Origin of the sequence: Methylobacterium sp. Leaf469, from assembly GCF_001424745.1 — a bacterium.
Classification (GTDB): domain Bacteria; phylum Pseudomonadota; class Alphaproteobacteria; order Rhizobiales; family Beijerinckiaceae; genus Methylobacterium.
Map to the genome: position 1 here is coordinate 72,834 of NZ_LMRE01000043.1, position 25,819 is coordinate 98,652.

Genomic DNA, 25,819 nt, shown 5'->3' on the forward strand with positions numbered 1-25,819 from the left:
GCCGGTCTCACAACATCTCCGGTACGGCCTGTGCGGGCGGGCGCTGGAGTACCCGCCAGATCAGTCCCACCAGTCCCACCAGTCCAACACCGGCCAGAGACAGGGGCATCGCCCCGAGGGCGAGGCCTTCTTCGCCGTACCAGACACGCAACGCACCCGTCATGGCCAAGCCCCATCCGGAGGCGATCCAGGCGAGGGTGAAGACGGCCATCCGTTCGCGCGCCGTCGTGCGCGCCATGAGATCGGGGGCGAGGAGCGCCAAGCCGACACCGAGGATCGGAAGATCGTAATCGTAGGCGTAGGGGCTCACCAGAAGGCTCGCGACGGCAGTGAGCCCGATCACCTGGCGGGTCGGCATCCGGCGGCGGATGGCGAGGGCCACCAGACCGAGGGCGAGGAATGCGACGCAGGCCTGAACCGCCATGGCCACCGCGGCGGACGCGCCGAGGGTCCGCACGACGGCATAGGCCGAGATCATCCGGAACAGGGGATAGAGCCCCTGTTCCAAGAAGGCCCCTGCCTCGGCGACACCACCGAGGAACGCCCTCCAGACGGACGGGCCGAGCACCAGGGTGGCGAGCGCGGCCGATGCGCCTGCCACGCCCGCGGCGATGAGTGCCGTGCGCCAATCGCGGGTCATCGCGGCCTGGAGCGCGAAGCCGACGGCGAGATGCGGCTTGATCGCCATCAGGCCCAGGGGCAGCCCGGCGCGCGGGTCGTGGCGCGCGAGATAGAGGCAGGCCAAGCCGATGAGGCTGCCGCTCAGGAACCCGTTCTGGCCGCAGGCGATGGTGACGATCAAGGCGGGAAACACGAGGGCGAGGAGCGCGCCGAGATGCTGTGGGGCCAGACGCCGCAGGACCATCAGATAGGCCGCCAGGGTGCCGCCCGTGAACAGCAGGTAGGCCAGTCCACGGGGGAGGAGCGCGAAGGGCGCCACCACCAGGTTGAAGACGGGCGGGTAGGTCCAGGGCAGGAAGGTATCGGGCGCCCCGAGGGTGCGCTGTGCCAGAAGCAGCGTCGTGAAATGGTACGCCTGTTCGACCTCTCCGCGCCAGACAAGGCGGCCCGCGATCAGGAACGCGTCGAAATCGATGAGCGCCGTGATCCGCCCAAGCGGTGGCCAAGTGAGCTCGATCGCCTTCGTGACCAGCAGCACGAAGAAGAGAGAGAAGATCACCCTTTGCAGCAGGGGCGACCGGATCGGACCCGCGACGGATCGGGCGACGGCCGGATCGTTGGAGGCTCCGGCCAGGGCAGTGCGCATGATCTTCGTCTCGGTTGGGACCGGCGGCGAGCCGAACCCCGTCATCGTGCGCCGACCCTTGCCGATAGGCCTTTAAGAGTCCGTGAAATGGGCCGTGCCGCTGCTTTGCGTGGGCCCTCGGCGGATCGCTGGCGCGGGCCGGCGGACGTGATAGGACATCGGCACGTCGGCGGCGGGGTGCGGCCCGCGTTGCGCAGGTGCGGCCGATCCATGTCGGCGGTCGGCACCATCGGAGAGGATCGAGATCGTGCGTTCTGGACTTGCCGTCTTCCTCGGTGCCCACCTCGGGGCGGCCCTCCTCGGTTCGGTTCCGGCCCGGGCGCAGCTCGATATCGACGATCTCGTTCCCTGCGCGCAGGAAGGGCAGGTCTGCCGCATGCCCCACGCGACCAACGTCTATTTCGGCGTCACCGGCCGCACGAACGGGCGCCCCTTCCCGCAGGGCGGCTCGATCCTGTGCGCCGTCTCGACCTTCGGCGATCCGGCTCCGGGCCTCAGCAAGATGTGCTGGTACGCGCCGCTGGCCGCCTCCGGCCGTCGCGAGGAGCCCCGGGGACGGGATCTTCGCGATGACGACGGGCGTGGCCGCCGCGACAATCGCCGGGATGAGCGCGACGACGACCGTGATGATCGCGTCCGCGGGCGGGGCGATTCCGAGCGCCGGTCGGACGGCTACGACCGGCGCGGCTCGGATGCCTACGAGCGTCCCCGGCGCGATCGGGATTCCGGCCGGTACTGAATCTGTGGCTCGGTCACGCTCCGGCGGGGCGACCAGCCGCGTCGGCGCTCCGATGAACGTCAGGCGGCACCCGCATGCGGCGCCGGCACCTCCGTCGAGATGGCGTCCACCGTTCGCTGGGGCGGGCTGCCCAGACCGTCCGAGCGGACGATGCGGATCTGCTGGTTGATGGGCTGCATGTTGCCGTAGGGCGTCGAGAATGCGATCTCGGCGGCATCCCGGCCGACGCCGATGCGGACGAGACCGTCGAGGTCGGCCTGTCGCGTCGCGTCGAACAGCCACCAGCGCCCGTCGAGATAGGCCTCGAAAACCGCGTGGAAGTCGCTCGGCACGAGGCCGTGGGCGTAGCAGCTCACGAAGCGGGCGGGGATGCCGAGCGCCCGGCAGAACGCCGTGCCGATATGTGCGAAGTCGCGGCAGACGCCGGCGCGCTTCAGCAGGCTCTCGTCGGCGGTGGTCTCGCCGTCGCTGGTGCCGGGCTGGTAGGTCAGGTGGTCGTGGATCCAGTTGCAGATCTGGTTCACGCGGGCATGGCCCTTGGGCAGGGCGCCGAACTCGGCCTGGGCGAAGGGTGTCAGGCGGTCCGACGAGACGAAGCGGCTCGGCAGCAGGAAGGGCAGGATGTCGAGGGGCAGTTGGCCGATCGGCGTCTCGTTGATGGTGGCCGGGTCGGCCCGGTGGACGGTGAGTTCGACCTCGGCGTTGTATTCCAGCGCGAACTGCCCCATCGGCACGTTGACGCCGAGATAGCGGTTCAGGAGATCGGGCGTCGTGTAGATGTCGCGCTTGAGATTGGGGGTCAGCACCAGGGATTCACTGAGGATCTCCAGGCTCCGCAGCTTGGCGACTTCCAGGTTGAAGATGAAGGTCGTGTCCGAGAGGATGTTGTACGACAGGCTGCAGCCGAGGGTGTAGCGCATGGAAGCTCCTTCCTTTGTGCCCGCACGGGTGCAAGCCTTTGTGCCCGCACGGGTGCAAGGTTTACGCCCGTTCGGACGGAAAAGCTCCGCGATCGAGCCACCGCTGCCCTTCCCGCGCGCCATGCGCGGATCGCTCAGGCCCGGGGCAGCAGGATCACCGTGAGGGAGCGCACGCCCTGCGCCCCATGGATCAGCACACCCTCGATATCGGCGGTGGCCGAAGGGCCGGTATGGAGCACGGCGTAGGCGGCGCGGCCGAAATCGGGCCGGCGATAGGCCGCCTGGATGTTGACCAGGATATCGGCCGGATCGAGCAACACCACGAGGTGCTGGGCGAGGTAGGCCACGGCGTTCACCTGCAACTCGTCCTGGGTGAACAGCACCGAGCCGGTCTCGGCGACACCGAACACCGCGCGCACGATGGCGACATCGACGTCGGCGAGGTCCTGCGGGCGGGCGACCGCTCCGAGATCACGGTTTCCCGTGATCTCCGGCACGGCGGAGGCGATGACGGCCGCCGTGTCGAGACGCTCGCGCACGGCGGCGAACGGATCGGCGCCTGGGACCGGGGCGGCGATGCGGCCGCCCATGCGCTTCAGGCGCTCGCCGAACTCCGCCACGTGGTCGTCGCCCACGAGGGGGGGAAACACCGGCACCTCCGGCAGGGGATGGTCGCCCGCCGGGCGGTTCTTCCGGATGCGGGCCAGGGTGTCGTCACGGGCGCTCATTTGGCGCCGTCCTGCTTGGTCATCCGGTTCTGCTTGTACCAGCTATGGAAGCTCTGGCGCGGGGTCTCGGGCATCTCGCGGCCCTTCCCCCAGGTGTTGAGCGGGTTGTAGACGGCGAAGCGCGGCAGGGCCCTGAGGGCCGAATCGGCCGCCCCGATGGCGGCACGGTAGGCGGCCGGCCGGCTCAACACCTGACCCGCCGCCTTCATCATTCCCTGCTTCAGGAGCGGAATCTGGTGCTCCTCGGCCAGGACCTTGCGCCACGCGAAGATCTGCTCGTGAATGTTGATCTTCACCGGGCAGACGTTGGTGCAGGAGCCGTTCATGGTCGAGGAGAACGGCAGGGTCGAATACTTGCGCTTGTTGAAGGTCGGGTCGATGATGAGCCCGATGGGCCCCGAATAGGTGGCGCCGTAGGACAGGCCGCCCGAGCGCCGGTAGACCGGGCAGGTGTTCATGCAGGCGCCGCAGCGGATGCATTTGAGCGAGGTCCAGAACTCCTCCATCCCGAGGCGCTCGGAACGGCCGTTGTCGACCAGCACCATGTGCATTTCGGTGCCTTCACGCGGCCCCCTGAAATGCGAAGTGTACTGGGTGATCGGCGAGCCCAGCGCCGAGCGCGACAGCAGGCGGATGAACACGCCGAGATGCTCGATGCGCGGGATCAGCTTCTCGATGCCGATGGAGTGGATCTGAAGCTTGGGCACGTTGCCCGAGAGGTCGGCATTGCCCTCGTTGGTGCAGGTGACGACGGTGCCGGTTTCCGCGATGGCGAAGTTGCAGCCGGTCATCCCCGCATCCGCCTCCAGGATAAGGGGACGCGTGTGCATGCGCTGGCTCTCGGCCAGGTAGTGGGCGTCGTCGTTCTCCGGGTCGGTGCCCATGGTCCGGGCGAAGACTTCCGCCACGTCGAACCGGGTCTTGTGCACCGCCGGCACGACGACGTGGCTCGGCTCCTCGTTGTCGAGTTGCTGGATGCGCTCGCCGAGATCGGTCTCGATCACTTCGATGCCGGTGCCGGCCATGTAATGGCGAAAGCCGCACTCCTCCGTGAGCATGGATTTGGACTTGATCAGCGTCTTCGCGCCGTGATCCTGGAGAATGCCGTGGACGATGCGGTTGTGGTCGGCCCCGTCCGCCGCCCAGTGGACGTGAACACCGTTGGCCCGGGCGTTCGCCTCGAACTCCTCGAGGTATCGGTCGAGGTTCGACAGGGTGTGGGTCTTGATCCGGGAGGCGAGTTCGCGAAGCTCCTCCCATTCGGGAATGCCGAAGGCCGCGACATCGCGCTTGCCGCGCAGGTCCCACAGGCGGGCGTCGTGCGCCTTCTGGTGCAGGGGGGCGGCCAGAAAGCGCTCGGCGGCCTCTGCCTGGTCGATGGGCCGGTCGCCGCGGATCTTCGCGCCGCGCGGCTGCGGTTCGCGGGGCGCCTTCACCGCCACAGGCTTCGTCGCGGCTTCCGCGTGCTGGAGGCGCCGGCCGTCCTGGCCGTGGTCGCTCTCGAGAGCCGTCTCGCGCAGGCCCTGATCCTCAATGCTCATGCGGCGGCTCCGTTGAGGATGCGGGCGATGTGGATGAACTTCAGGGGCGTGCCGAGCCGGGCGGCGCAGCCCTTCTGGTGCATCATGCAGGAGGAATCGGCCGAGACCACGTAGGCGGCGCCGGCCTGGGCGTGGTCGGTCACCTTGTCGTAGCCCATCTTGGCCGAGACGGCCGGCTCGAACACCGAGAAGGTGCCGCCGAAGCCGCAGCACTCGTCGGGGCGGGCGGGCGTGACGATCTCGATGCCCTTGACCTTGCTGAGGAGGTCGAGGGGCTTGGAGTAGTAGGGCTTGTTCAGCTCGGACGGCCGGGCGTGGTGGATGCCCCGCAGGGCGTTGCAGTTCGAGTGGTAGCCGACCTTGTGCGGGAAGGAGGCCCAGGGGAATTCCTCGACCTTCAGGATGTCGTGCAGGAATTCCACCAGTTCGAAGGTCTTTGCCCGGACATCCTTCACGTCGTCCGTCTGCGGGATGGCGGTCAGGTGCTCGCGGACCTGATGCGCGCACGAGCCCGACGGCGTGACGACGTAGTCGAACCCGGTGAAGTTCTTCACGAACAAGGCTTCGGTGGCGGCCGCCTCGGCATGGCAGCCGGTGTTGGTCATCGGCTGGCCGCAGCAGGTCTGGTCGAACGGGTAATGGACGTCGAGGCCGAAGCGTTCGAGCAGTTCGAGGGTGGCGATGCCCACCTCCGGCTCGAAGGCATCGACGTAGCACGGCACGAACAGTCCGATGCGCATGGCGTTTTTCTTCATTTCGTGGGCGGCGCCGGAGCGCCGCCCACCCTGGAAACATTCGAAACGATGGTTCCGGTTCTAGCGAAGCAAGTTCGTCTTGGCGAGGTCGAGGACGGAATCGCCGCGCCCGCTCATGACCGCACGCATGACGTAGAGGCTGAACCCCTTGACCTGCTGACCGTCGATCTTGGGCGGCATCGACAGCTCCTGGCGGGCCACCACCACGTCGAGGAGCGCGGGGCCGTCATGGGCCAGTACCTCCCGCACGGCGTCCTCCAGTTCGGCCGGGTCCTCGACCCGTACGGCATGGATGCCCGCACCCCGGGCCATGGCGGCAAAGTCCGGATTGTCGAGGGCGACCCCGGTCTCGATGTAACCGGCAGCCTTCATCTCCATCTCGACGAAGCCCAGCGTGCCGTTGTTGAACACCACCACCTTCAGGGGGAGCTTCTCCTGTCGCAGCGTCAGCAGGTCGCCCATCAGCATGGTGAAGCCGCCATCGCCCGAGAGCGAGACCACCTGCCGCCCCGGCTGCGCCGCCTGCGCACCGATGCCCTGCGCCATGGCGTTGGCCATGGAACCGTGGACCCACGAACCCAGCAGGCGGCGCTTGCCGTTCATCTTGAGGTAGCGCGCCGCCCAGATCGTCGGCGTGCCGACATCGGCGGTGAAGACCGCGTCCTCGGCGGCCGCTTCGCTCAGGAGCTTGGTGAGGTATTGCGGGTGGATGTGGTTCGTTCCGGCCTTCAGTCCGAACCAGCCCTTCTTCGGGGCGCCGGTGGCGAGGTCGTCCAGGTCCTCGCGGGCCTTGGCGTAGTGCTTGAGCGCCGCGTCGAGGTGCTTGCGGTCGTCCTTCGGGGCGAGCTTCGGCATCAGGGCCGCGATCGTGTCCTTCACGTCGCCGACGAGGCCGAGATCGAGCTTGCACCGGCGGCCGAGCTGTTCGGGGCGGAGATCCACCTGGGCGATCTTCGCATCCGTCGGGTAGAACTGCCGGTAGGGAAAGTCGGTGCCGAGCATCAGCAGGGTATCGCAGCCCATGATGGCGGCGTAGCCCGACGAGAAGCCGATGAGGCCCGTCATGCCGACATCGTAGGGGTTGTCGTACTCGACGAACTCCTTGCCGCCGAGCGCGTGGACGATGGGGCTCTTCAGGGTCTCGGCGAGCTGCAGCAACTCGGCATGCGCTCCGGCGCAGCCCCGACCGCACAGGAGTGTGACGCGGCGCGAACCGTTGAGGAGGTCGGCCAAGGCGTCGAGTTCCCGGGTGGCGGGGCGCACCATCGGCTTTCTCGGAATCAGGCCGGCATTCGGCGCGATGTCCCGCTCCGGCGCGTCCTTCAGGGCGACATCGCCCGGGATCACCACCACGGCGACGCCGGACAGCCCGATGGCCGCCCGCATGGCGTTCTCCAGAACCTGTGGCAGTTGCGAGGGGTCCGAGACCATCTCGCAGTAATGGCTGCATTCGCGGAACAGGTTTTCGGGGTGGGTCTCCTGGAAGTACCCGGAGCCGATCTCGGCAGACGGGATGTGGGCCGCGATGGCAAGCACCGGCGCCCGCGAGCGATGGCAATCGAACAGGCCGTTGATGAGGTGCAGGTTGCCCGGGCCGCACGAGCCGGCACAAACGGAGAGTGCGCCGGTGATCTGGCTCTCCGCTCCGGCCGCGAAAGCCGCGACCTCCTCGTGGCGCACATGCACCCACTCGATGGTGTCGCGGGCCCGCAGGGATTCCGTCAGGGCGTTCAGGCTGTCGCCGACGAGGCCGTAGATCCGGCCGACGCCCGCCTGCTCGAGGGTCTCGACGATAAGGTCTGCGACGGTGACGATCTTCATGGGCTTGATCCCTCTGCTGGGATTTCAAACCGTACGGGATCGCCGCGCGTTCCCGGATTGCTGCGTTGCGGCAAAGTCAAGCGCGCTGTCCGCCGGGCCGTCGCGGAAATTGCCGGCGGACGGAGGTGGTGCGCGGCCAAACCCCGAAGTGTCTGCGCCGAACGTCGCCGCAGCCGGTTCTTGCACCGCGCAACGACCTCGGACGCTCCGAGACGAGCACCCGGAGGGTATCGTCACCGACAGCTATTCGTTGGTAAAGTATTTGTTCGTGAGGTAGGCGACCTCGGTGCGGTTCTTGGCCTTGAGCTTCTTCATTATGTTGCGAACGTGAACCTTTACGGTACTCTCGCACATGTTGAGTTCGTATGCGATGATCTTGTTCGGCGTGCCTTTCCGCAGGGCGCGGGCGACGCTCATCTGTCGCGGGGAAAACGCTTCATCGTCCGTCCTCACCGGTTGTGGCTTCGCGGAAGCGTTGGCCAGGGCGTTCAGCATGCAGGCCGCGGGCACATAGACGCCGCCGGCACGGACGAGATGCAGGGCCTGCACGGCAACGTCGAGGGAGCTGGTCGTCGGGATATAGCCCTTCACGCCCAACTGAAGAATCTTGACGATGGTTTCGGGGCTCTCGCTGTCCGACATCACCATGGTCGGGATCGTCTCGTTCCAGGCGCCGAGCTCGGCCAGGTCGTGGCTGATGGCGGCGAGGTCCGCGTCCGCCGCCTGGTGTCCAGGCAGGCAGAACACCACGAGGCAGGCAGCCAGACGCGAGACCTCGCTCTTCCATTGGTCGAGACTTGGATACAGTTCGAAGGTCGAGATCTTGTCGGCAGTGCGAAGCGAGGCGAGGAGGCACTGTCCGACCAGAGGACGGCGATCGATCAGAATGATCGTGTTGCCGATCGCGTTGGCCAGAACCACGCCGGCCGCCGTCAGGTCATTCTCCGAGGGGAGCGTATGATGACGATTCAAGTGACTTTCGAACTTGAAATTTTGTCCGGACGAGAGGCCGGCACGCACAATATCAATATTGCTCATGATAAAGCCCCTCTTTAATATAAATCTAGATACCAATACTATTTTCTAACAATTTTTAGTTTTTGCCCGAGCCTTGACGCTCGTACCCATCTCCACGATCCGACACGCCATCGGCGATGAGAGATGTTAGTGAAATCTTAACGGATTTGTCAAGCTAACTCATTACCCCTTTTGGCGTATTCGCGTCCTTGTCCTGGTGTTCGTCTGGTCGAATGCCTTGGGATGGAATCACCGAATGCAGTCTCGGCCGTGTTTTCGATGAAATGGTGCCTATCGCATTTCTCCAGCCGCGGACGACAAACCCATTCGTAGGAGCCATGTCTTCTGTCGGTTTCTCATCATCGGGAAAAAGGATCGTCCTTCGCGGGGCCGACCCATACGCTTCAGTTCGAGTTCCTGGGGGCGGCAGTCGACGGCGATACTGATGACGCAACGGTCGTCCACTGCCGCCCCCGCTTCCACCCGTCGCGATCGCCGGCTTCCTGTGTAGGGCGTTGCTGGGTTTCCCCGGCATCCCGACGGGCGCCTGCCGCGCATCGTGCACCGCCTGCCGCCCCTCGGCGACGGCTCCTACGCTCTCTGCCTGCTCCACAACCTCATACTCGATCTCGCCTTCGCCGCCCTCGTGGCGGTGGGCGCGAGCGACCGCTACGGCTGGGGGCCACCCTGGCGGTCCTCATCTGCCGTATCGCCTCCACGTTCGCCCAACGCTTCGCCGAGGCACCGTCGACGGCGGGCCTCATCCGGTTTCGCCGCGCCCCAGTGGCCGGCGTCACCGTGGGCTGAACAGCCGATCGCCCGCATGCAGAGACGAAGTCAGTAATCATCCGCACCCGAAACATGCCGCATCCGGTGGCGGGCTTGGGATTCGCTCGCCTTGAGACTTAAATTCTCCGTTGCGAGATGATAGTGTCCGTCTTACGGCGAAACATCGCTGCATTTGATGTCTGCTTTTGGACGTACGGATATCCCGGGTGTTCTAATCCCGACGACAGATTTCAAGGGAGGTCTGAGCCGATGTGGGCCCTCGTTCATGACAATGGTAGTTCCACACCGGACCCCATCGCCGATGAGCGTGAGGCAGTGCGCGCGCATCTCCGCAAGATTTTGAAGCGCCTGTCGCGGAGCGGGAAATCGAACGACAATCAGCCCTAGATGCCATGGCGCGTCGCCTGTGCCGCTCGACGGCACTGGATCTCCGCAAATAGATCGCGCACTCGAGCCCCTTATCCGGGGTAGAAGGCACTGGCCTGGCTCGTATAAGTCTCGCCTCCGGGGCGACAGGATCGATGTCCATACTCGGGCCGAACCGCCTGCGGCTCGCCTTGGGGAACGACGGGATCCGATGTGCATCGCGATCTCGATGCGCGTTCTCCGGTGCAGCTTGCGCGTGGATCGTGCAGGGTGGGCCTACCGACGCACGTCGATCGGGATGAGACCGTGATACCGGTCCGTACCTCCAAAGTGCATGCCTCGGAAGTATATTGCAATGATATCGGCCTGATCAATATCAGACAGTAAATTAATTTATATGATCTGATGAGTATCGGTCGGATTTGGTACGGGAGCCTTCTCCGGATACGAAGGTATTCTTCCCGTTGTCGAGATGCAGCCTGCATCCATGGGAGGTTGAATTGCAGTCTCGCTTTCACTTCGACCTCGAGAACAAGCGTGAGGCGATCCGCGACGAGGAGGGCGTTCTGGCGGCCGATCTTGCGTGCGCGCTCGAACAGGTCGTCTCCGGCGTCGAGGAGATGCGCGCCTCCGGTGAATTGGAGGGGGCCGGCCGGGGCTGGTTCCTCGTCGTCCGGGACGCGGACGGCATCGTCAGGAAGCGTGTGCCGGTCTGAGCGACATCGCCCATCAGACAGGCCGAGCCCCCGCATCCGCCTGACCGCTGGGCATCCGCCTGACCGCCCGGCATGGACGGCAACCCGCTGCCCCGGAAGCACCGGGGAAATGAGACCGGGTCCGCCGGTCCGATCCAATGCACCGATCAGGCGCGAGCACCGGCCCGGCCGCTCGCACGGTACAGGAAGGCGGCGGCCGGGGAGCCCGCACGGCGGAGTGCGGCGACGTTCACCCGATTGAGGACGGTGCCCAGCAGCTTGTCCCGAAGCAGGCCGGCTTGCGCGACGCCGATACCCAGATGCTCCGCCTCGACCTGTCCCCAGCCCGCGACCAGGATGACGCCGCCGAGATACTGTACCGCCGCTCGCACCTCGGCGCCGGACGCGAGGGGGGCGAGGTCGCAGATGACGTAATCGTAGTCCTTCTTCGTCCCCTTGAGCAGGGTGTGCATCGCCTCGGTCCAGATCGGCGCGCTGCAGTGGGACGTGGCGTGGCCGATGGGCAGGAAGTGGAGCCCGTCCGCGGGGTCGGTCTGCACGAGGTCGGCGGGCCGCGCCTTGCCGACCGCGAGGCATTCGATCAGGCCGTCCTGCGACTGGCGCAGCAGCCGCTTCGTGAGCCCGGAATCCGTGGCGTTGCAGTCGATGAGCAGCACCCGCTCGCCGCACGCCGCGATGACGTGCGCGAGGTTGGCGGCCACCGTGGAGGCGCCCTCCCCCGGGAAGGTCGAAGTCACACCGATCCAGCGCGGAGCCCGGCCGGCGAGGCCCGCGTCGATGGCGACCTTGGCGTGGCTCATGGTCTGGGCGAAGGCCGAGAACGGATGCTTCGCGGCGTAGCCGCTGAGCGGAAGCTGCCGCAGCAACGGGCCCTTGCGGCGCAGGCGCTCGCGCCAGCTGCGCAACCGCGCGACACGGTGCAGCCGCGGCACGATGCCGAGACATTCGGCCCCGGTGGCCCGCACGATCTGCTCGGGGCTCTGCACGGTGCGGTCGAGCATCTGCCGCAGCAGGGCGTAGGTGACCCCGAAGGCGCATCCGGCCAAGGCCGCGAGCGCGACGATCAGGAGACCGCGCGGGTTGCTCTTGTCGGTGGGAGGGGCGCCCTGGGCGATGATGCGCGTCTTCGGCCCGACATCGCGCAGACGCTCGCGCAGCCAGATGCTCGCCGATTGCGCCGCCTCGATCCGCGCGGCGACCTGATCGTCGACATAGGCTCGAGCGATCTCGTTGGCGATCCGCGCCGCCTCTTCGGGATCCGGGGCGGTGGCGACGATCATCACGATGTTGCTCATGCCGACCCGTTCGACGCTGTAATCCTGCTGCAGCCGTCGCATGGCAGCGCGACGCATCTCCCCCGGGTTGCGGGGCCCATCCGCTGCGGCGGGCTGGAGCGCCTCCGCGATGCCGCGCAATGCGCCGTCGAGGGGGCTGCGTGCCGCACCGTCCGGTTCTTCGGGGATGAGCCCGGAGACCCAGCTCGCGGCGCCTTCACGGAGCCGCTCGACGAGACCGGGCATCTCCGTGCTGCTCTCGGCGAGCCGCAGACGATCGACCACCGCAAGGGCGATCCTCTCGGAGCGCACGATCTGCATCTGCGTCTCGAGGAAGGACGGATCGGGCAGCGATTCGGCGAAGAGCGCGTCGTCCCGGCTGAAGGTCAGCTTCAGGTTCGTCAGCAGGAGTTGGGTGTGCGACTTGTAGATCACCGGTCGCATGACGACGTAGACCGCCGCCAGCGCCGCGCAGACCAGCGCCAGCTTGACGATGAGACCGAGCCGGCGGTGGACCGCGCTCATCATCCAGCGCCAGTCGATCGTTTCGCCCTCCCCCCCGAGGAAGAGCGGGTTGCCCACGAGGCTGGCGGGACTTCCCTTGACGTGCAGCATCGTTCTCGGCCTTCGATTGAAGCGGGTTTCGTCGGGGGCGTCAGGGCCGTTTCGCCCCGGGTTGCCCGTATGAATACCTGCCGCGGAGCGTCCGGCGCCCGGCTCTCCCTCGACGGTTTCAGCGCACCACGTCGGCGGTGCGCTTCGCCCGCGCCTCCTCGGCGACGCGCGGGACCGGGGGGCGGGTCTGAGCCATGGCGGGCGTCGATCCCTCGCGGCGCTGCAGCTGCACCTTGAGGATGTCCCCGGGCAGCACGGGCGTCGTCTCGAACGCCTCGAACTCCCGGGTCTCGCCATCCTCGACCCGCACGACCGAGAACGTGAAGTGCACGGTGGGCTCGCCCCGAGCGCTCAAGGTGCCTTCGCCGGCCTGAGCGAGGCTTTCGCGCACGATGCGCTCCGCCGAGGCGATCCGGCCGTTGGTCTCGGTGATCTGCGTCTGGGTTTCCAGAAGGTCGCGCAGGGCGGCCACCGTACGCTCGGAGCGAACGGTGGCGAGGGTCCGCTCGGCGGTGTTGATGTTCTGGCGGGCCCGCAGGGCCAGGGTGTCGAACTCCTTCTGCTCGCGCTCGATCTGGGCCAGGGTGCGCTCCAGCGGCAGGACGCGCGACGTCGCGGTCAGGCCACGGACGATGAGATCACGCACTTCGGCAAGCTCGCGCAGGACCGACTGCCGGAGCTTCTCCGTCGCCTCGCGCTGTCCCTTGAGGGAGACGATCTCGTCTTGATGCAGGGTGATGGACTGCTGCAGGGCCCGCAATTCGCTCTGCTGGTGCCCGCGCTGAGCGCGCAGCATCGACTGTTCGCTGCCGGAAAGGCCCGGCGCGGTCTCAGGCGCGGCCTCCGCCCCACCGATGGCGGCCGGTTTCTCGAGCCAGGCGATCTCGGCCTTGAGCCGCGTCTCGCGGGCGGCGAGTTCCCGGCTCTTCTGGGCGAGGATCGGCAGCTCGCCCTCGGTCTTCAGCCGCTCCTGGACCACCGAGAAGGTCATTGCGTCCGGCCGGCGGTAGGCCCCCCCGGCGATGCTGACGGCGTTGAGCACCAGCATGCCCGGCCGATAGGCGTACTCGCCCGAGCGCTCGACGCTTCCGATGATGTAGTAGGGGCGGTACTGCGCCACCCCGACGGCGGTGTTCGGCGGTTCCGACAGGCCAGCCCGCGTCCTGAGGCGCGTCGAGATCTCCTGGGCGAGGTCGGCCGGCTGGAGGCCGGAGACCGGCACGTCGCCGATGAGCGGCAGCGAGATCAGCCCGTCCGCGCCGACGGTGAATTCGCCGGTGAGGGCCGGCCATTCGTAGACGTGGATGCGCAGGCGGTCCTGGGCGCCGAGCCGGTACTGCACGGCATCGGTGGCCCGAAGCGGGGTCGATCCGATGACGCACAGCCCGAGGCACAGGGCGGCGCGCAGGTGATTGACGGACGAGGTGATGCTTGAGGGGAACATGGCCAACCCATCGCTGCCGGTCGCCGGAGGATCATAGCTGCGGCCAAGATCGGGCCCGGACTCGGCCATTCGAGGATCGGAGCGCAAAGGACGGATCACCCGTGGGACAGGGATCCGTCCAATGGGGCCGGGACTACCCCCTTGGACTGAGGGCCCGGCGCGGGGCGGTCGCACGGTGACTTCCAGCCGGGATCTCCGGGACGGCGTAGGGCCGGCCCCCGGCGAATCGCTCGCCGTGAAGCCGGCCCCGTGATGGCCGGTCCGCATGCCGTCGATGGGCATCGCGGGTGTCGTCGGAACCCGGCGTGCCCCCTTCGCTCGGGAACGCCGCCGACCTGAGACGCCCCGGTGATTTGGGACGCTCCGCCGGCTCAGCGATACGGCGTCCGGCCGCTTCAGCCGGATGCCGTATCGCGCACCGAACCCGCGCGGGCCCGGAGCGCGTTGCGCCGCTGGGCGGCACGGTCGGAGACGCTCGCCAGCGCCGCTCCGGCGGCGGCGCCGTCGGCGAGGTGGCGGGCCAGCGCCCGTGCCGTGGGGAAGCGGAACAGGTCGGTGATGGCGAGACGGGGCGCGAGGCCGGCCTTCAGGTCGCGATGGGCCTGAACCGCGAGGAGCGAGTGACCGCCCAGGGCGAAGAAGCTGTCGCCCGGACCGACCCGCTCCAGGCCGAGCACCCGGCGGAAGATCTCGGCGATCGCGACTTCGAGGGCGTTGCCCGGCTCGCCGGCCTCCGCGACCGCGGGCGCCACCATCGCCGCGACGGGCGCCGGCAGCGCCTTGCGGTCGATCTTGGCGTTGGGCGTCAGCGGAAGGCGGTCGAGGGCGACGAAATGGGTCGGGACCATGATCTCCGGCAGGGTGCGGCCGAGCGCTGTGTGCAACGTCTCCGCCGCCGGGGCCGGCCCGTCCGGGACGAGGTAGCCGACGAGGCGCTGATCGCCCGGCCTGTCCTCCCGCACGGTGACGACCGCCTCACGCACCCCCGGACAGGCCCGCAGGGCCGCCTCGATCTCCCCGAGTTCGATCCGGTGGCCGCGCAGCTTCACCTGATGGTCGAGGCGTCCGAGGAAATGCAGGGTGCCGTCCGCCTCGAACTGCGCCAGATCGCCGGTCCGGTAGAGCCGTCCGCCCGACACGAAGGGATCGTCGAGGAAGCGCTCGGCCGTGAGGTCCGGGCGATCGAGGTAGCCCCGCGCGACCCCGGCGCCCCCGATGTAGAGTTCGCCCGGGCAGCGGGGTGGCATGGGCCGCATCCGCGCGTCGAGGACGTAGAGCCGCGTGTTGGCGATGGGGCGGCCGAGGGGCACCGTCCCGGCGCAGGCCACGGCCTCCTGCGTCGCGGACCAGATCGTCGTCTCGGTCGGGCCGTACATGTTGGTGATCTCGGCAATGCCCGCCGCCCGCAGATCGGCGAGCAGATCCCCGGACAGCACCTCGCCGCCGACGTAGAGGTGGGACAAGCCCGCCAGCGCCGCCCGGTCCTCGGGCGCCATCAGCATCATGCCGGCCATGGACGGCGTGCATTGCAGGTGCGTGACCCGGTTCCGCCGGATCTGTGTGCCGAGCCCTTCGGGCTCGCTCGTTGCCGAGGAAGGGACGTTGCAGGCGGCCACCACGGCGGCGAGCGGGCGGAGGCCGTCGAGCACGGTCGCGGTCGCGAGGCCGAAATCGATGAGGCAGGCGATCTCGTCGACGCCGACGTCCTTGAGCTGCGCCACCCGCGCCAGGGCGTCGGCCTCGGTTCCGAACAGGCCGCTGTCCTCGAAGTAGCGTTCGAAGGCGAAATCGAGGATCGCGTCCATCTCCTCCGGGGCGACGGCCCGCAGGTCTATGGCCATCGGCTGGGTGATGCCGGTCGGGCGTTTGAAGGCCGGGAATGCCCAGGCGTACTGCTTGATGAGGGCCGCGGCACTGCGCAGGTAGTCCCGCATCGGTTCCCGCGTCAGCGCCCGCACGGCGTCCCGGTCCTCACCGAGGAACGTGTGGAGCATCAGCGTGACGGTGTGGGCGGCCGGGTCGTGGCCGGCCTCGACCAGGGCGCCGCGATAGAGGGCGATCTTCTCGGCCAGTTCGTCGATGGACTGCCCGAGCAGATGGGTCAGCAGGTTGGCGCCGAGGCGTCCGGCCTCGCGAAAGCTCTCGGGGTTGCCGGCGGTGGTGATCCAGACCGGCAACTCTCTCCGGACCGGGCGCGGCTGCGTCACCACGTCGACCGTTCCTCCGCCGGGCGCCTCGAACGGCACGGCCTCGCCGCGCCACAGGCGCCGCACGGTCTCGACATCGCGCAGGAGGGCCTCCTTGTTGCGCGGCGGCGCATTCTCGGGCCGCAGCACGAAATCCTCGGGCATCCAGCCGGACGCGAAGGCGATGCCGGCACGTCCCCCGCTGAGGTTGTCCACCACCGCCCATTCCTCGGCGACGCGGGCCGGATGATGCAGGGGCAGGACGCAGCTGCCGCCCCGGATCTCGACCCGCCGCGTCACCGCCGCCACCGCCGCACCGGTCACCGCCGGGTTCGGGTAGGGCGCACCGAAATCGTGGAAGTGGCGCTCGGGGGTCCAGACCGCCGTGAAGCCGTGGGCGTCGGCAAAGCGCGCGCTCTCCAGGAGCAGATGATACATCTGCGCGTCGGACCGGTCCGATTGGCCCCAGTGGAACAGGCTGAAGGCCATCGGACCGGCAGTTCGCGCCCGTGCCGCACCGGTCGGGGCCGCGGCGACGACGACCTTGAAGCCGCGCGCGAGGGTCCAGAACAATTCCAGCACCGAGATGTCGAAGGACAGGCTCGTCACAGCGAGCCAAGTCGGCTCAGCCTCGTCGTGTGCGATCCGCGCATCCATGCCGGTAAAGAAATTCGCGACGTTGCGATGCTCGATCACCACGCCCTTCGGACGCCCCGTCGAACCCGAGGTGTAGATGACATAGGCGGCGTGCGCCGCCGTGACGCCGGATTCGGGGCGAGTTTCCGGGAGATCCGTCGCGTCGGCGTCCTCGATGGACAGAACCGTCCCGGGCGTGCCCGGCACCAGACCGGCGAGGGCCTCCTGTGTGAGGACGACGGACAGGCCGCTATCCGCGATCATCAGGGCGAGGCGCTCGCGCGGGTAGTCGGGGTCGAGGGGCACGTAGGCGCCGCCGGCCTTCTGGATCGCCAGCGCCCCGACCACGAGGTCGAGCCCCCGGGCGACGTAGAGCCCGACGGGCTGGTCCGGCCCGACGCCATGGGCCCGAAGCGCGTGGGCGACCCGGTTGGCGCGCGCGTCGAGGTCGCGGTAGCGCAAGGTCTGTGTACCGCACACGAGAGCGGTGGCATCGGGCGTGCGATCGACCTGGCGCTCGATCAGCGTGTGGAGGCAGGCGGTCTCGTCGTACGCCGTCCCGGTGCTGTTCCAGTCGAACAGCATCCGCTCGCGCAACGCCTCCGAGATCAGCGGAAGGTCCTCCACCGGACGATCGGGTTCGGCCGCGTAGGCGGCCGCCAATGTCTCGAGACGCTCGGCCAGGGCCTCGGCCTCCGCCGCCGGCAGGCGACCGGCATCGTAGACGATCAAGGCCTGCCCCGTGCCCGCCACCAGGGTGAGCGGACAATCCGGGAGCGCGTGCTCCGGCGCGGGGGCTGTGGCCTCGACGAGGCCGATCCCGTAGCGCGAGGGGGAGAGCCCCGGGGTACGCCGTGGCAGGTCGGCGAAAGCGGTGGCATGCGCCCGCAGGGAGGCGATCTCGGCCGCGACCGCGCGTTCCAGGGCCGCCCCGGACACGCCCTCGGCCTCGATCCGCATCGGCTGGACGGCGGCGAACAGCCCCGGATCGGTGCGCCCGGCCGCCCCCACCGTCGCGTCCGCGTAGGCGACGTCGAAGCGGGGCTCCCCGGAGACGCGGGCGAGATAGGCGGCGAGCGCCGCGATGGCGCGGACGCCCGACAGCTCCGGCGGCAGCGCGAGCGGCAGGCTCCGCATGACCGCCGCGCCCGTCCCCGGGGGCCGGATCTCCGGCAGTGCCAGCGGTGCCAGACTGGCGAGGCGTGCCCGCGTCCAGGCCTCGTTGCGGGCCGCCCCATCCGTCATGGCGGCGAGGCGTTCGAGTTCGTCGGCATCCGGCACCCCCAGGGTATCGCCGACGGCACACCGTGTGTCTGGATTCACGGGTGCGCCGTCCCCATCGGTCAAACCCTCGATCCGAATGGCCTGGTCCAGGGCCGCCACCGTGAGCCCGTCCGAATCGACGCCCAGCACCGTCCCGGGGGGCGACAGCGTCAATGCGCCGGTGGGCGCCACGGAGGCGACCGCGTAGGCGTCCGCGCCGATGCGGATCTTCGGAGTCACCAGGGGATTGGCGTATCCGGGCCCGAAATCGAGGGCGCGGGCGAACCTGGCGAGATCGGCGCCGGACCGGTCGAACCGGAGCAGACCGGCGGCGGCCGGGCGCCGATGCCGGCGGTACATCGTGAGGGCGCCCGCATCCTGCGGCCGGGGCACGAGCCCGCCCGCCTCGATCCGATCGAGCAATTCGCCGAAAGCTTCGATCCCGGCCTCGAAGCAGCGGCTGTTGAGGGTGAAACCGGTCTCGTCCGGGGCGATGTCGAAGTGGCGCGCGACGTAGATACCGCCCGCATCGATCGTGTCGGTCATGGCGTGCCAAGTGATCGCGTGCGCCGTCTCGCCGTTCAGGATCGCCCAGGCCGGTGTGTTGACGCCGGCGTAGTGCGGTAGCGGACCGTCGTGGAAGTTCGCCGCTCCCTCCAGGGCTCTGCCCCAGACGCTGCGGGGCACGATGCGCAGGTTCGCGATGGAGAGGAACCAGTCGTAGTCGAACTCGGCCAGCGAGGCCGCGACCTCGCCCTCCGCGCCGACGACGCTCAACCCGACGCCCTCGGCCCAGCGCGCGACCGCATCGCTCCCCGTGACCACCGCCCTCACGCGGTACCCGCGGTGGAGCGCGATCGCGCCGCACTGCACGAGCAGAGACTGGTCGCCCATGAGAACGAGCCGGATTTCGGAGGGAGCCCTCATCGCACGTCACCTCGGTTCGGAATGCGCTGGCCCAAACGGCTGCGGCCCGTGTCCGGGGCCTTTTTCGAGCCGGGCCGCCTCCGGTCTAGGTCGGGGGCCGAGCGAGGCTCCACGCCTTCAATCGGGCGACGCCTACGCCTTGTGGACAGGGGGATTCACCGCATGGGGAACGGGCAGGCCGCCTTTTTGGCCGGACCGCCCATGGGGCCGGCCTCGCTAGCGTGAGGTCCATGCCCGGTGCCCCGCCGCGAGGAGGAGCCGGAACCAGGGTCACGTCGAAAGGGAGCCCGTACGTCCCATGTCCGCGTTCACGCAGCAGGCACCGGAAGCCGAAATCCACGACGTCGACAGCTCGGAGACCGACATCGCCGTCATCGGTATGGCGCTGCGGGTCCCGGGGGCCCGCAACACGCGGGAATTCTGGGAGAACCTGCGCGGCGGCGTCTCCTCGATCCGCCGGCTCTCGACGGAGGAGCTCGACGCCGCCGGCGAATCGCCCGCCCGCTATAGCCTGCCGAACTATGTGCCGGTCTCCGCCGACTTGCCCGACATGGAGATGTTCGACGCCGACTTCTTCGGGATGAGCCCGAAGGACGCCGCCGTGATGGACCCCCAGCACCGCCACTTCCTCGAATGTGCCTGGGAGGCGATTGAGAGCGCCGCCCGACCGCCGGAGTGCGAGGCCGGGCCGGTCGGCGTCTTCGCCGGCTGCGGCATGGGCAGCTACTTCTACGACAACGTCCTCAGCCATCGCGATCTGGTCGAGCAGACCGGCCTGTTCCTGCTGCGGCACACCGGCAACGACAAGGACTTCCTCACCACGCGCGCCTCGTTCCTGTTCGACCTGAAGGGGCCGAGCGTGAGCGTGCAGACGGCCTGCTCGACCTCCCTCGTCGCGGTCCACGCCGCGTGCCAGAGCCTGCTCGCCCGCGAATGCGACATGGCGCTCGCCGGCGGCGTCACCATCGAGCTGCCGCACCGGCGCGGCTACCTCCATCAGGACGGCGAGATCCTCGCTCCGGACGGTGTCTGTCGCGCCTTCGATCATCGGGCCGCCGGCACCGTCTTCGGCTCCGGCGTCGGCGTCGTGGTGCTGCGCCGGCTCGCCGACGCCCTGCGCGACGGGGACCCGATCCAAGGCATCATCAAGGCGACGGCGATCAACAACGACGGTGCCGAGAAAGCCGGCTACCTCGCCCCCAGCATCGACGGGCAGGCCCGCGCCATCGTCGAGGCGCAGGGCCTCGCCGGGATCGGCGCCGACGCGATCCAGTACGTCGAGTGCCACGGCACCGGTACCTACTTGGGCGATCCCATCGAGATCGCGGCGCTCACCCAGGCATTCCGCCAGAGCACCGGGCGCAGCGGCTTCTGCCGCGTCGGCTCGGTCAAGACCAATATCGGGCATCTCGACACGGCGGCGGGTGTCGTCGGCCTGATCAAGGCCCTGCTCGCCCTGCAGCACGGGGAGATCCCCGCGAGCCTCGGCTTCGAGCGGCCGAACCCGTCCATCGATTTCGCCGGCAGCCCGTTCGCGGTCGCCGATCGGTTGACGCCCTGGCCGCGGATCACGGGGCCGCGCCGGGCCGCCGTGAACGCCCTGGGCGTCGGCGGCACCAACGCCCATGCGATCCTCGAAGCCCCTCCCAAGATCGCCGCATCACCCGCCGGGTCCGGCGGCCCGGAGCTGATCCTGCTCTCGGCCCGGAACCGGGCTACCCTCGACGCGGCGGGCCGCGACCTCGCGGCCGAGCTCGAACGCCGGCCCGAACTATTGCTCAGAGACGTGGCCTACACGCTGTTCTCGGGCCGCCGGCACTTCGAGCACCGCCGGGTCCTGGCGGTCGCCGACCGGGCCGAGGCGATCGTGCTCCTGACCGGCGGGGACAGCCGCCGCAGCCACACCCATACGGTGGTGCCGGAGGCGTCCGGCGCCGTCTTCCTGTTTCCGGGCGGAGGTGCGCAGCACCCCGGCATGGCGCGCGGACTCTACGACGGCGAGCCGGTCTTCCGTGCCGCCGTCGACGAGGGCCTCGGCTACCTGCCGCCGGCGGTCGCTTCCGAAATCCGAGCGCATTGGCTCGGCGCGTCGTCGCACGGGGCGGAGGCCGCCGCGTGGCTGCTGCGCCCCTCCCGCCAGCTTCCGGCGATCCTGATCTGCGAGGTCGCCCTCGCCCGGCTCTGGTCGAGCCGGGGCCTCACGCCCGCGGCGCTGATCGGCCATTCCATGGGCGAGAACGCCGCCGCCTGCGTCGCCGGGGTCATGACCTTCCGCGAGGCGGTCGGTCTCGTGCGCCTGCGCGGCGAATTGTTCGATACGGTGACGGGCGGCGGCATGCTCAGCGTCGCCCTCGACGCCAGCCTCTTGCGCACCCGGCTGCCGGCGGACCTCGACCTCGCCTCCGTGAACGGGCCGGGGCTGTGCGTCGTCTCGGGGCCCGAGGCCGCGCTCGCGGCGTTCGCCGCGGCGCTCGCCGCCGAGGGCGTCGAGGCGGCCCCCGTCGCCATCGCCATCGCCGCGCATTCGCGGATGCTCGACCCGATCCTGCCGCGCTTCGAAGCCTACCTGCGCACGCTGGACCTGCGCACGCCCATGATCCCGGTGGTCTCGAACCTCACCGGAACATGGCTCACCGATGCCCAGGCCCGCGATCCGCACTACTGGGTCTCGCACCTGCGCGGGACGGTGCGCTTCGCCGACGGGCTCGCGCTCCTCGCCGCCGACCGGGCACGCGTCTACGTCGAGGTCGGCCCCGGTCGCGCCCTGTCGTCCCTCGTGAAAGCACAGGGGACGATCCCGGCCGGTGCCATCCTCAACACGCTGCCGCATCCCGACGAGGCGACGGATGTCCGCCTGTCGTTCCTCGCCGCGTTCGGCCGGGCGTGGGCGACGGGCCTGACGCTCGATCCGGGCCGGCTGTGGGCCGGGCGCGGTTGCCGGCGCGTCGCGCTGCCGACCTACCCGTTCCAGCACAAGCGCTACTTCCTCGATGCCGTGGCACGGCGTGCGTCCGACCCGGCCGAGGCGGTGCCGACGCGCCGGCCCGATATCGCCGAATGGGGCTACCGACCGGTCTGGCGCCAGTCGGCGGCGCCCCTGGAGGCACAGTGCGATCCCCTGCCCCGCACGTGGCTGGTGTTCCACGATGGGGAGGGCGTCGGCCTGGATCTCATCGCCCGCCTGCGCACCGCCGGCCATAGGGTCACCGAGGTGGTGCCGGGCGATCAGTTCGGCCGCCGTGGCCTCGACTCTTACGCACTCTGCGCCGAAGAGGGCCGGCCCGCCTACGAAGCCCTGGTCCAGGCCCTCGACGCGGATGGACGCCGGCCCGACCGGATCCTCCACCTGTGGCTGCTGACCCGTGAAGAGCGGGTCCGGCCCGGGTCGAGCGCCTTCCACCACACCCTGGAACGCGGCTTCTCCTGCCTCGTCGGGCTGATGCAGGCGTTGGGCGAGGCCGCGCCGGTCCACGTCACCGTGGTGACGAACGGGATGCAGGCCGTCGGCGGTCGTGTGCCCGCCCATCCGGACAAGGCGACGGTGCTCGGGCCCGCCCTGGTCATTCCGAAGGAGATGGCGGGCGTCACCATCCGCACCATCGACATGGATTGGCCCGAACCCGCCGCTCCGGCACGCCTCGGCCGGCGGCCCCGCCCCGCAGCGCCGGAGGGCGGCGACCTCGAACGGCTGTGGGACGATCTCATCGCCGAGCCCGGCACCGAGACGGTGGCCTACCAGCGTGCGCGGCGCTGGACGCAAGGTTTCGCCCCCCTCGCCCTCGACGCGGCGGAGGCGGGCCGCGCGCGTCTGCGCGAGGGTGGCGTCTACCTCGTCACCGGCGGCCTCGGCGACATCGCGGGCACGATCTGCGAGGCGCTGGCGCGGCAGTACCGGGCGCGCCTCGTGCTGGTCGGACGCTCGATCCTGCCCGAGCGCGACCTGTGGGACGATCTCCTGCGGGTCCATGGCATCGAGGGGCGGACCGGCCGCTCGATCGCGCGGATCCGCCAGCTGGAAGCCCTTGGGGCGGAGGTGCTCTACGGGTGCGCCGACGTCAGCAATCCGGAGGAACTGCGCGCGATCCTCGCGCAGGCACACGCCAGGTTCGGGCCGATCAACGGCGTGATCCATACAGCCGGCCTGGTGCGGGACGGCCTCGTCGCCATGAAGTCCGAGGCCGACATCGAGGCGGTGTTCGCCCCGAAGATTCAGGGCACGCAGAATCTGCACGCCCTGCTGCGCGACGACCCCCTCGATCTGTTCGTGCTGTTCTCCTCCACCAGCGCCGACACCGCGCCGGCCGGTCAGGTCGATTACGTGGCGGCCAACGCCTACCTCAACGCCTTCGCGGAGGCGGCCGCCGGGCACGGCACCTGCCGGACGGTGGCGATCCACTGGGGCATCTGGAACGAGATCGGCCTCGCCGCCCGCTCCGTCGCGCCCGCGCGGACGCCGCCGGTGCGGCCGACACCGCGCGGTCCGCTGTTCACGGCCTGGACCGAGGACGGGGCCGGCGGCACTTGTCTGGAAGGGCGCTGGAGCGCCACGGACCATTGGATTCTCGACGAGCACCGGATGGCCACGGGCGAGGCGATCTGGCCCGGGACCGGCTATCTGGAAATCGCCGCCCAGGCCCTGCGCGAGCACGGCATCGAGGGCGGGTTCGCCCTCGAGGATCTGATCTTCCTGCGCCCGCTGCACGTGCCGGACGGTGAAGCCTGCCGGGTTCAGGTGCGCCTGGAGCCCGAACGGGACGGTTTCCGCCTCGACGTGCGCAGCCTCGTGTCGGCGGGCGCCCGGACGGGGTTTCGCCGCCACGCGCGCGCCCGGATCCGTCTGCTCCCTGCCGCATCCCCGCGCGGAGATGCGCCACAGGCCACCGGGACGTTGCCGTCGGCCATTCCCTCCGTACAGGAGGCGCATCTGCGCTTCGGGCCGCGCTGGCGTGTCCTGCGCGACCTTGCCATCGCGGACGGTACCGCGACGGCGCGCCTCGCCCTCGATCCGGCCTTCCGGGCCGATCTCGACACGGGCTACCGCCTGCATCCGGCCCTCATCGACATCGCCACCGGCTGCGCCATGGCCCTCGTGCCGGCCTACGATGCGGGCGCGGCCCTCTGGGTGCCCGTCTCCTACGGACACGTACGGGTGCATGCCTCGATGCCCGCGGAGGTGACGAGCCGGATCCGGCTCGGCGTCGCCGAGGGCGGCGAGGGCTTCGCGAGCTTCGACATCGTGATCACCGATGCGGCGGGCGAACCCGTGCTGGAGATCGAGGGCTTCACCGTGAAGCGCCTCGACGGCGGCGTCACCCTGGGCGCGTCCGATGCCGGCATCGAGTTCGTGGCCCCGCGCGCCGATCCATCGCAGGCGTCGTCGCCGGCGGTGCAGGCCCTCGCCGCGATGGTCCGCCAGGGCATCCGGCCGGAAGAAGGTGTCGAGGCGCTGTTCCGGGCGATCGGGGCCGGGCGGCCGCAGGTCATCGTCAGCTCGATGGATCTCGAGGCCCTGCGCGCCCGCGCCGCCGCACCGCAAGCCGAGGCCGCCGCCCGGACCGAGCTTTTCGAGCGGTCCGGGAACGAGGACGCCTACGTGGCGCCCCGCTCCGAGACCGAGCGGGTGCTCGCCGGCTTCTGGACGGAACTCCTCGGCATCGGCCGGGTCGGCATCGAGGACAACTTCTTCGACGTCGGTGGTCATTCCCTGATCGCCGTGCGCCTCCTGCGCAAGATCCGCACGCGCTTCGCCACCGATCTGCCGATCTCGGTTCTGTTCGAGGCGCCGACGATCGCGGCCTTCGCGGCCCTGCTCGGAGACCGGCCCGAGGCGGCGGTACTTTCCGGGACGGGCGACGCGGATCCGGCCCCGGCGGAGGCGGCGCCCAGACGGCTGCACGTCGTGCCGATGCGGGTACAGGCGGACGATGCGCGCACGCCGTTCTTCCTCTGTGCCGGCATGTTCGGCAACGTGCTCAACCTGCGCCACCTCGCGCTCCAGCTCGGGAGCGAGCGGCCGGTCTACGGCCTGCAGGCCCGCGGGCTCTACGGCGAGCACGCTCCCCACGAGACCTTCGAGGACATGGCACGGGACTATTGCGCGGAGATCCGCGCGGTCCAGCCGCGGGGGCCCTATCTGCTCGGCGGCTTCTCCGGCGGCGGCCTCGCGGCCCTGGCGATGGCCCGGCGCTTGGCGGAGGAAGGCGAGGCGGTGCCGGTCGTCCTGCTCCTCGATACGCCGGTTCCCCAGCAGGTGACGCTCTCCCTCTCCGACCGCCTCGCGATGAAGGTGCAGGAATTCCGGTCGCAGGGGGGGAGCTTCCTCGGCGCTTGGATCAAGCGGCGCGCCCGCTGGGAGGCGATGCGCCTGCGCGAGCGGATGCAGGCGCCCGAAACACTCGGGACCGAGCAGTTCCACGACGGCGCCATCGAGGCCGCCTTCCGTCGTGCCCTCGAGCGGCTCGTGCTGGAGCCGTATTCCGGACGGGTCGTCCTCTACCGGCCGGAGGTCCAGGTCGCCCACCGCCTCTCGGGAGGACGCCGATTGGATGTGAACCGCTCCCTCATCCTGGAGGACAACGGCTGGGCGCCCTACGTGCCGGACCTCGATATCGTTCACGTCGCCGGCAACCACGACAGCATGGTGCTGGAGCCCAACGTCCGGGTGCTCGCCGCCCGGATGCGCCGCCATCTCGCCGATGCCGAGGCGGCCCCGGCCGAGCCCTCCCGCTTCGACCCCTCCCGATCCGCGCCCGCCGCGGCCCTCGCCTGATCGGCCACGCCCGATGCGGCGTCGAAGGCCCGGCCGCCGGACAGGC

General features: G+C 69.4%; 13 protein-coding genes. 3 read left to right on the forward strand and 10 right to left on the reverse strand.

Annotation, left to right across the window (positions count from 1 at the left end):
- Positions 1-7: 7 nt before the first annotated feature.
- On the reverse strand, positions 8-1,267 hold the full coding sequence (locus tag ASG60_RS18595; protein ID WP_056387202.1) for a glycosyltransferase family 87 protein: 1,260 nt from the start codon (positions 1,265-1,267) through the stop codon (positions 8-10).
- 247 nt (positions 1,268-1,514) lie between these two features.
- Between ASG60_RS18595 and ASG60_RS23225 the strand changes: the two genes are divergently transcribed.
- The gene (locus tag ASG60_RS23225; protein WP_056387076.1) at positions 1,515-2,006 is read left to right on the forward strand and encodes a hypothetical protein; all 492 of its coding nucleotides are present in this window, start codon (positions 1,515-1,517) and stop codon (positions 2,004-2,006) included.
- 59 nt (positions 2,007-2,065) lie between these two features.
- Here the strand turns inward: ASG60_RS23225 and ASG60_RS18605 are convergent, their stop codons facing one another.
- From ASG60_RS18605 to ASG60_RS18630, 6 genes are all read right to left on the reverse strand, one after another.
- Complete coding sequence (locus ASG60_RS18605; protein ID WP_056167310.1) at positions 2,066-2,926, reverse strand: transglutaminase family protein; 861 nt, start codon at positions 2,924-2,926, stop codon at positions 2,066-2,068.
- A gap of 134 nt (positions 2,927-3,060) precedes the next feature.
- The gene (locus ASG60_RS18610; RefSeq protein ID WP_056267332.1) at positions 3,061-3,654 is read right to left on the reverse strand and encodes an LUD domain-containing protein; all 594 of its coding nucleotides are present in this window, start codon (positions 3,652-3,654) and stop codon (positions 3,061-3,063) included.
- Positions 3,651-5,195 (reverse strand): lactate utilization protein B, encoded by a 1,545-nt coding sequence (locus tag ASG60_RS18615; protein WP_056387077.1) that lies wholly within the window; start codon positions 5,193-5,195, stop codon positions 3,651-3,653. The genes ASG60_RS18610 and ASG60_RS18615 overlap by 4 nt, the downstream gene beginning before the upstream one ends.
- Entirely contained in the window at positions 5,192-5,935 is a 744-nt protein-coding gene (locus ASG60_RS18620; protein ID WP_056167303.1) for a (Fe-S)-binding protein, read from the reverse strand. The genes ASG60_RS18615 and ASG60_RS18620 overlap by 4 nt, the downstream gene beginning before the upstream one ends.
- 75 nt (positions 5,936-6,010) lie before the next feature.
- Positions 6,011-7,771: a ubiquinone-dependent pyruvate dehydrogenase gene (gene poxB / locus ASG60_RS18625; RefSeq protein ID WP_056387079.1), complete on the reverse strand. Its 1,761-nt coding sequence runs from the start codon at positions 7,769-7,771 to the stop codon at positions 6,011-6,013.
- 243 nt (positions 7,772-8,014) lie between these two features.
- Positions 8,015-8,809: a response regulator transcription factor gene (locus ASG60_RS18630; RefSeq protein ID WP_082479327.1), complete on the reverse strand. Its 795-nt coding sequence runs from the start codon at positions 8,807-8,809 to the stop codon at positions 8,015-8,017.
- Positions 8,810-10,443: 1,634 nt separating this feature from the next.
- On the opposite strand from ASG60_RS18630, the gene ASG60_RS18635 reads away from it, so the two are divergent.
- The gene (locus tag ASG60_RS18635) at positions 10,444-10,659 is read left to right on the forward strand and encodes a hypothetical protein (RefSeq protein ID WP_056167296.1); all 216 of its coding nucleotides are present in this window, start codon (positions 10,444-10,446) and stop codon (positions 10,657-10,659) included.
- Between the two features lie 146 nt (positions 10,660-10,805).
- Here the strand turns inward: ASG60_RS18635 and ASG60_RS18640 are convergent, their stop codons facing one another.
- The 3 genes from ASG60_RS18640 to ASG60_RS18650 form a co-directional block, all read right to left on the reverse strand.
- Complete coding sequence (locus ASG60_RS18640; protein ID WP_056387081.1) at positions 10,806-12,548, reverse strand: tyrosine-protein kinase domain-containing protein; 1,743 nt, start codon at positions 12,546-12,548, stop codon at positions 10,806-10,808.
- Between the two features lie 118 nt (positions 12,549-12,666).
- Positions 12,667-13,992: a polysaccharide biosynthesis/export family protein gene (locus ASG60_RS18645; RefSeq protein ID WP_162244808.1), complete on the reverse strand. Its 1,326-nt coding sequence runs from the start codon at positions 13,990-13,992 to the stop codon at positions 12,667-12,669.
- A 395-nt stretch (positions 13,993-14,387) separates the two neighbouring features.
- Positions 14,388-19,004, reverse strand: coding sequence for a MupA/Atu3671 family FMN-dependent luciferase-like monooxygenase (locus tag ASG60_RS18650; protein ID WP_082531833.1), 4,617 nt, complete (start codon positions 19,002-19,004; stop codon positions 14,388-14,390).
- A 298-nt stretch (positions 19,005-19,302) separates the two neighbouring features.
- Between ASG60_RS18650 and ASG60_RS18655 the strand changes: the two genes are divergently transcribed.
- Positions 19,303-25,773: a type I polyketide synthase gene (locus ASG60_RS18655; protein WP_056387086.1), complete on the forward strand. Its 6,471-nt coding sequence runs from the start codon at positions 19,303-19,305 to the stop codon at positions 25,771-25,773.
- The last annotated feature ends 46 nt before the right edge of the window (positions 25,774-25,819 follow it).

Excerpts from the sequence above, each read along its gene's own strand:
- ASG60_RS18615 (WP_056387077.1), bottom strand. The coding sequence starts at position 5,195 with ATGAGCATTGAGGATCAGGGCCTGCGCGAGACGGCTCTCGAGAGCGAC.
- ASG60_RS18620 (WP_056167303.1), bottom strand. The coding sequence starts at position 5,935 with ATGCGCATCGGACTGTTCGTGCCGTGCTACGTCGATGCCTTCGAGCCG.
- ASG60_RS18640 (WP_056387081.1), bottom strand. The coding sequence starts at position 12,548 with ATGCTGCACGTCAAGGGAAGTCCCGCCAGCCTCGTGGGCAACCCGCTC.
- poxB (WP_056387079.1), bottom strand. The coding sequence starts at position 7,771 with ATGAAGATCGTCACCGTCGCAGACCTTATCGTCGAGACCCTCGAGCAG.
- ASG60_RS18630 (WP_082479327.1), bottom strand. The coding sequence starts at position 8,809 with ATGAGCAATATTGATATTGTGCGTGCCGGCCTCTCGTCCGGACAAAAT.
- ASG60_RS18610 (WP_056267332.1), bottom strand. The coding sequence starts at position 3,654 with ATGAGCGCCCGTGACGACACCCTGGCCCGCATCCGGAAGAACCGCCCG.
- ASG60_RS18650 (WP_082531833.1), bottom strand. The coding sequence starts at position 19,004 with ATGAGGGCTCCCTCCGAAATCCGGCTCGTTCTCATGGGCGACCAGTCT.
- ASG60_RS18655 (WP_056387086.1), top strand. The coding sequence starts at position 19,303 with ATGTCCGCGTTCACGCAGCAGGCACCGGAAGCCGAAATCCACGACGTC.
- ASG60_RS18645 (WP_162244808.1), bottom strand. The coding sequence starts at position 13,992 with ATGTTCCCCTCAAGCATCACCTCGTCCGTCAATCACCTGCGCGCCGCC.
- ASG60_RS18605 (WP_056167310.1), bottom strand. The coding sequence starts at position 2,926 with ATGCGCTACACCCTCGGCTGCAGCCTGTCGTACAACATCCTCTCGGAC.
- ASG60_RS18595 (WP_056387202.1), bottom strand. The coding sequence starts at position 1,267 with ATGCGCACTGCCCTGGCCGGAGCCTCCAACGATCCGGCCGTCGCCCGA.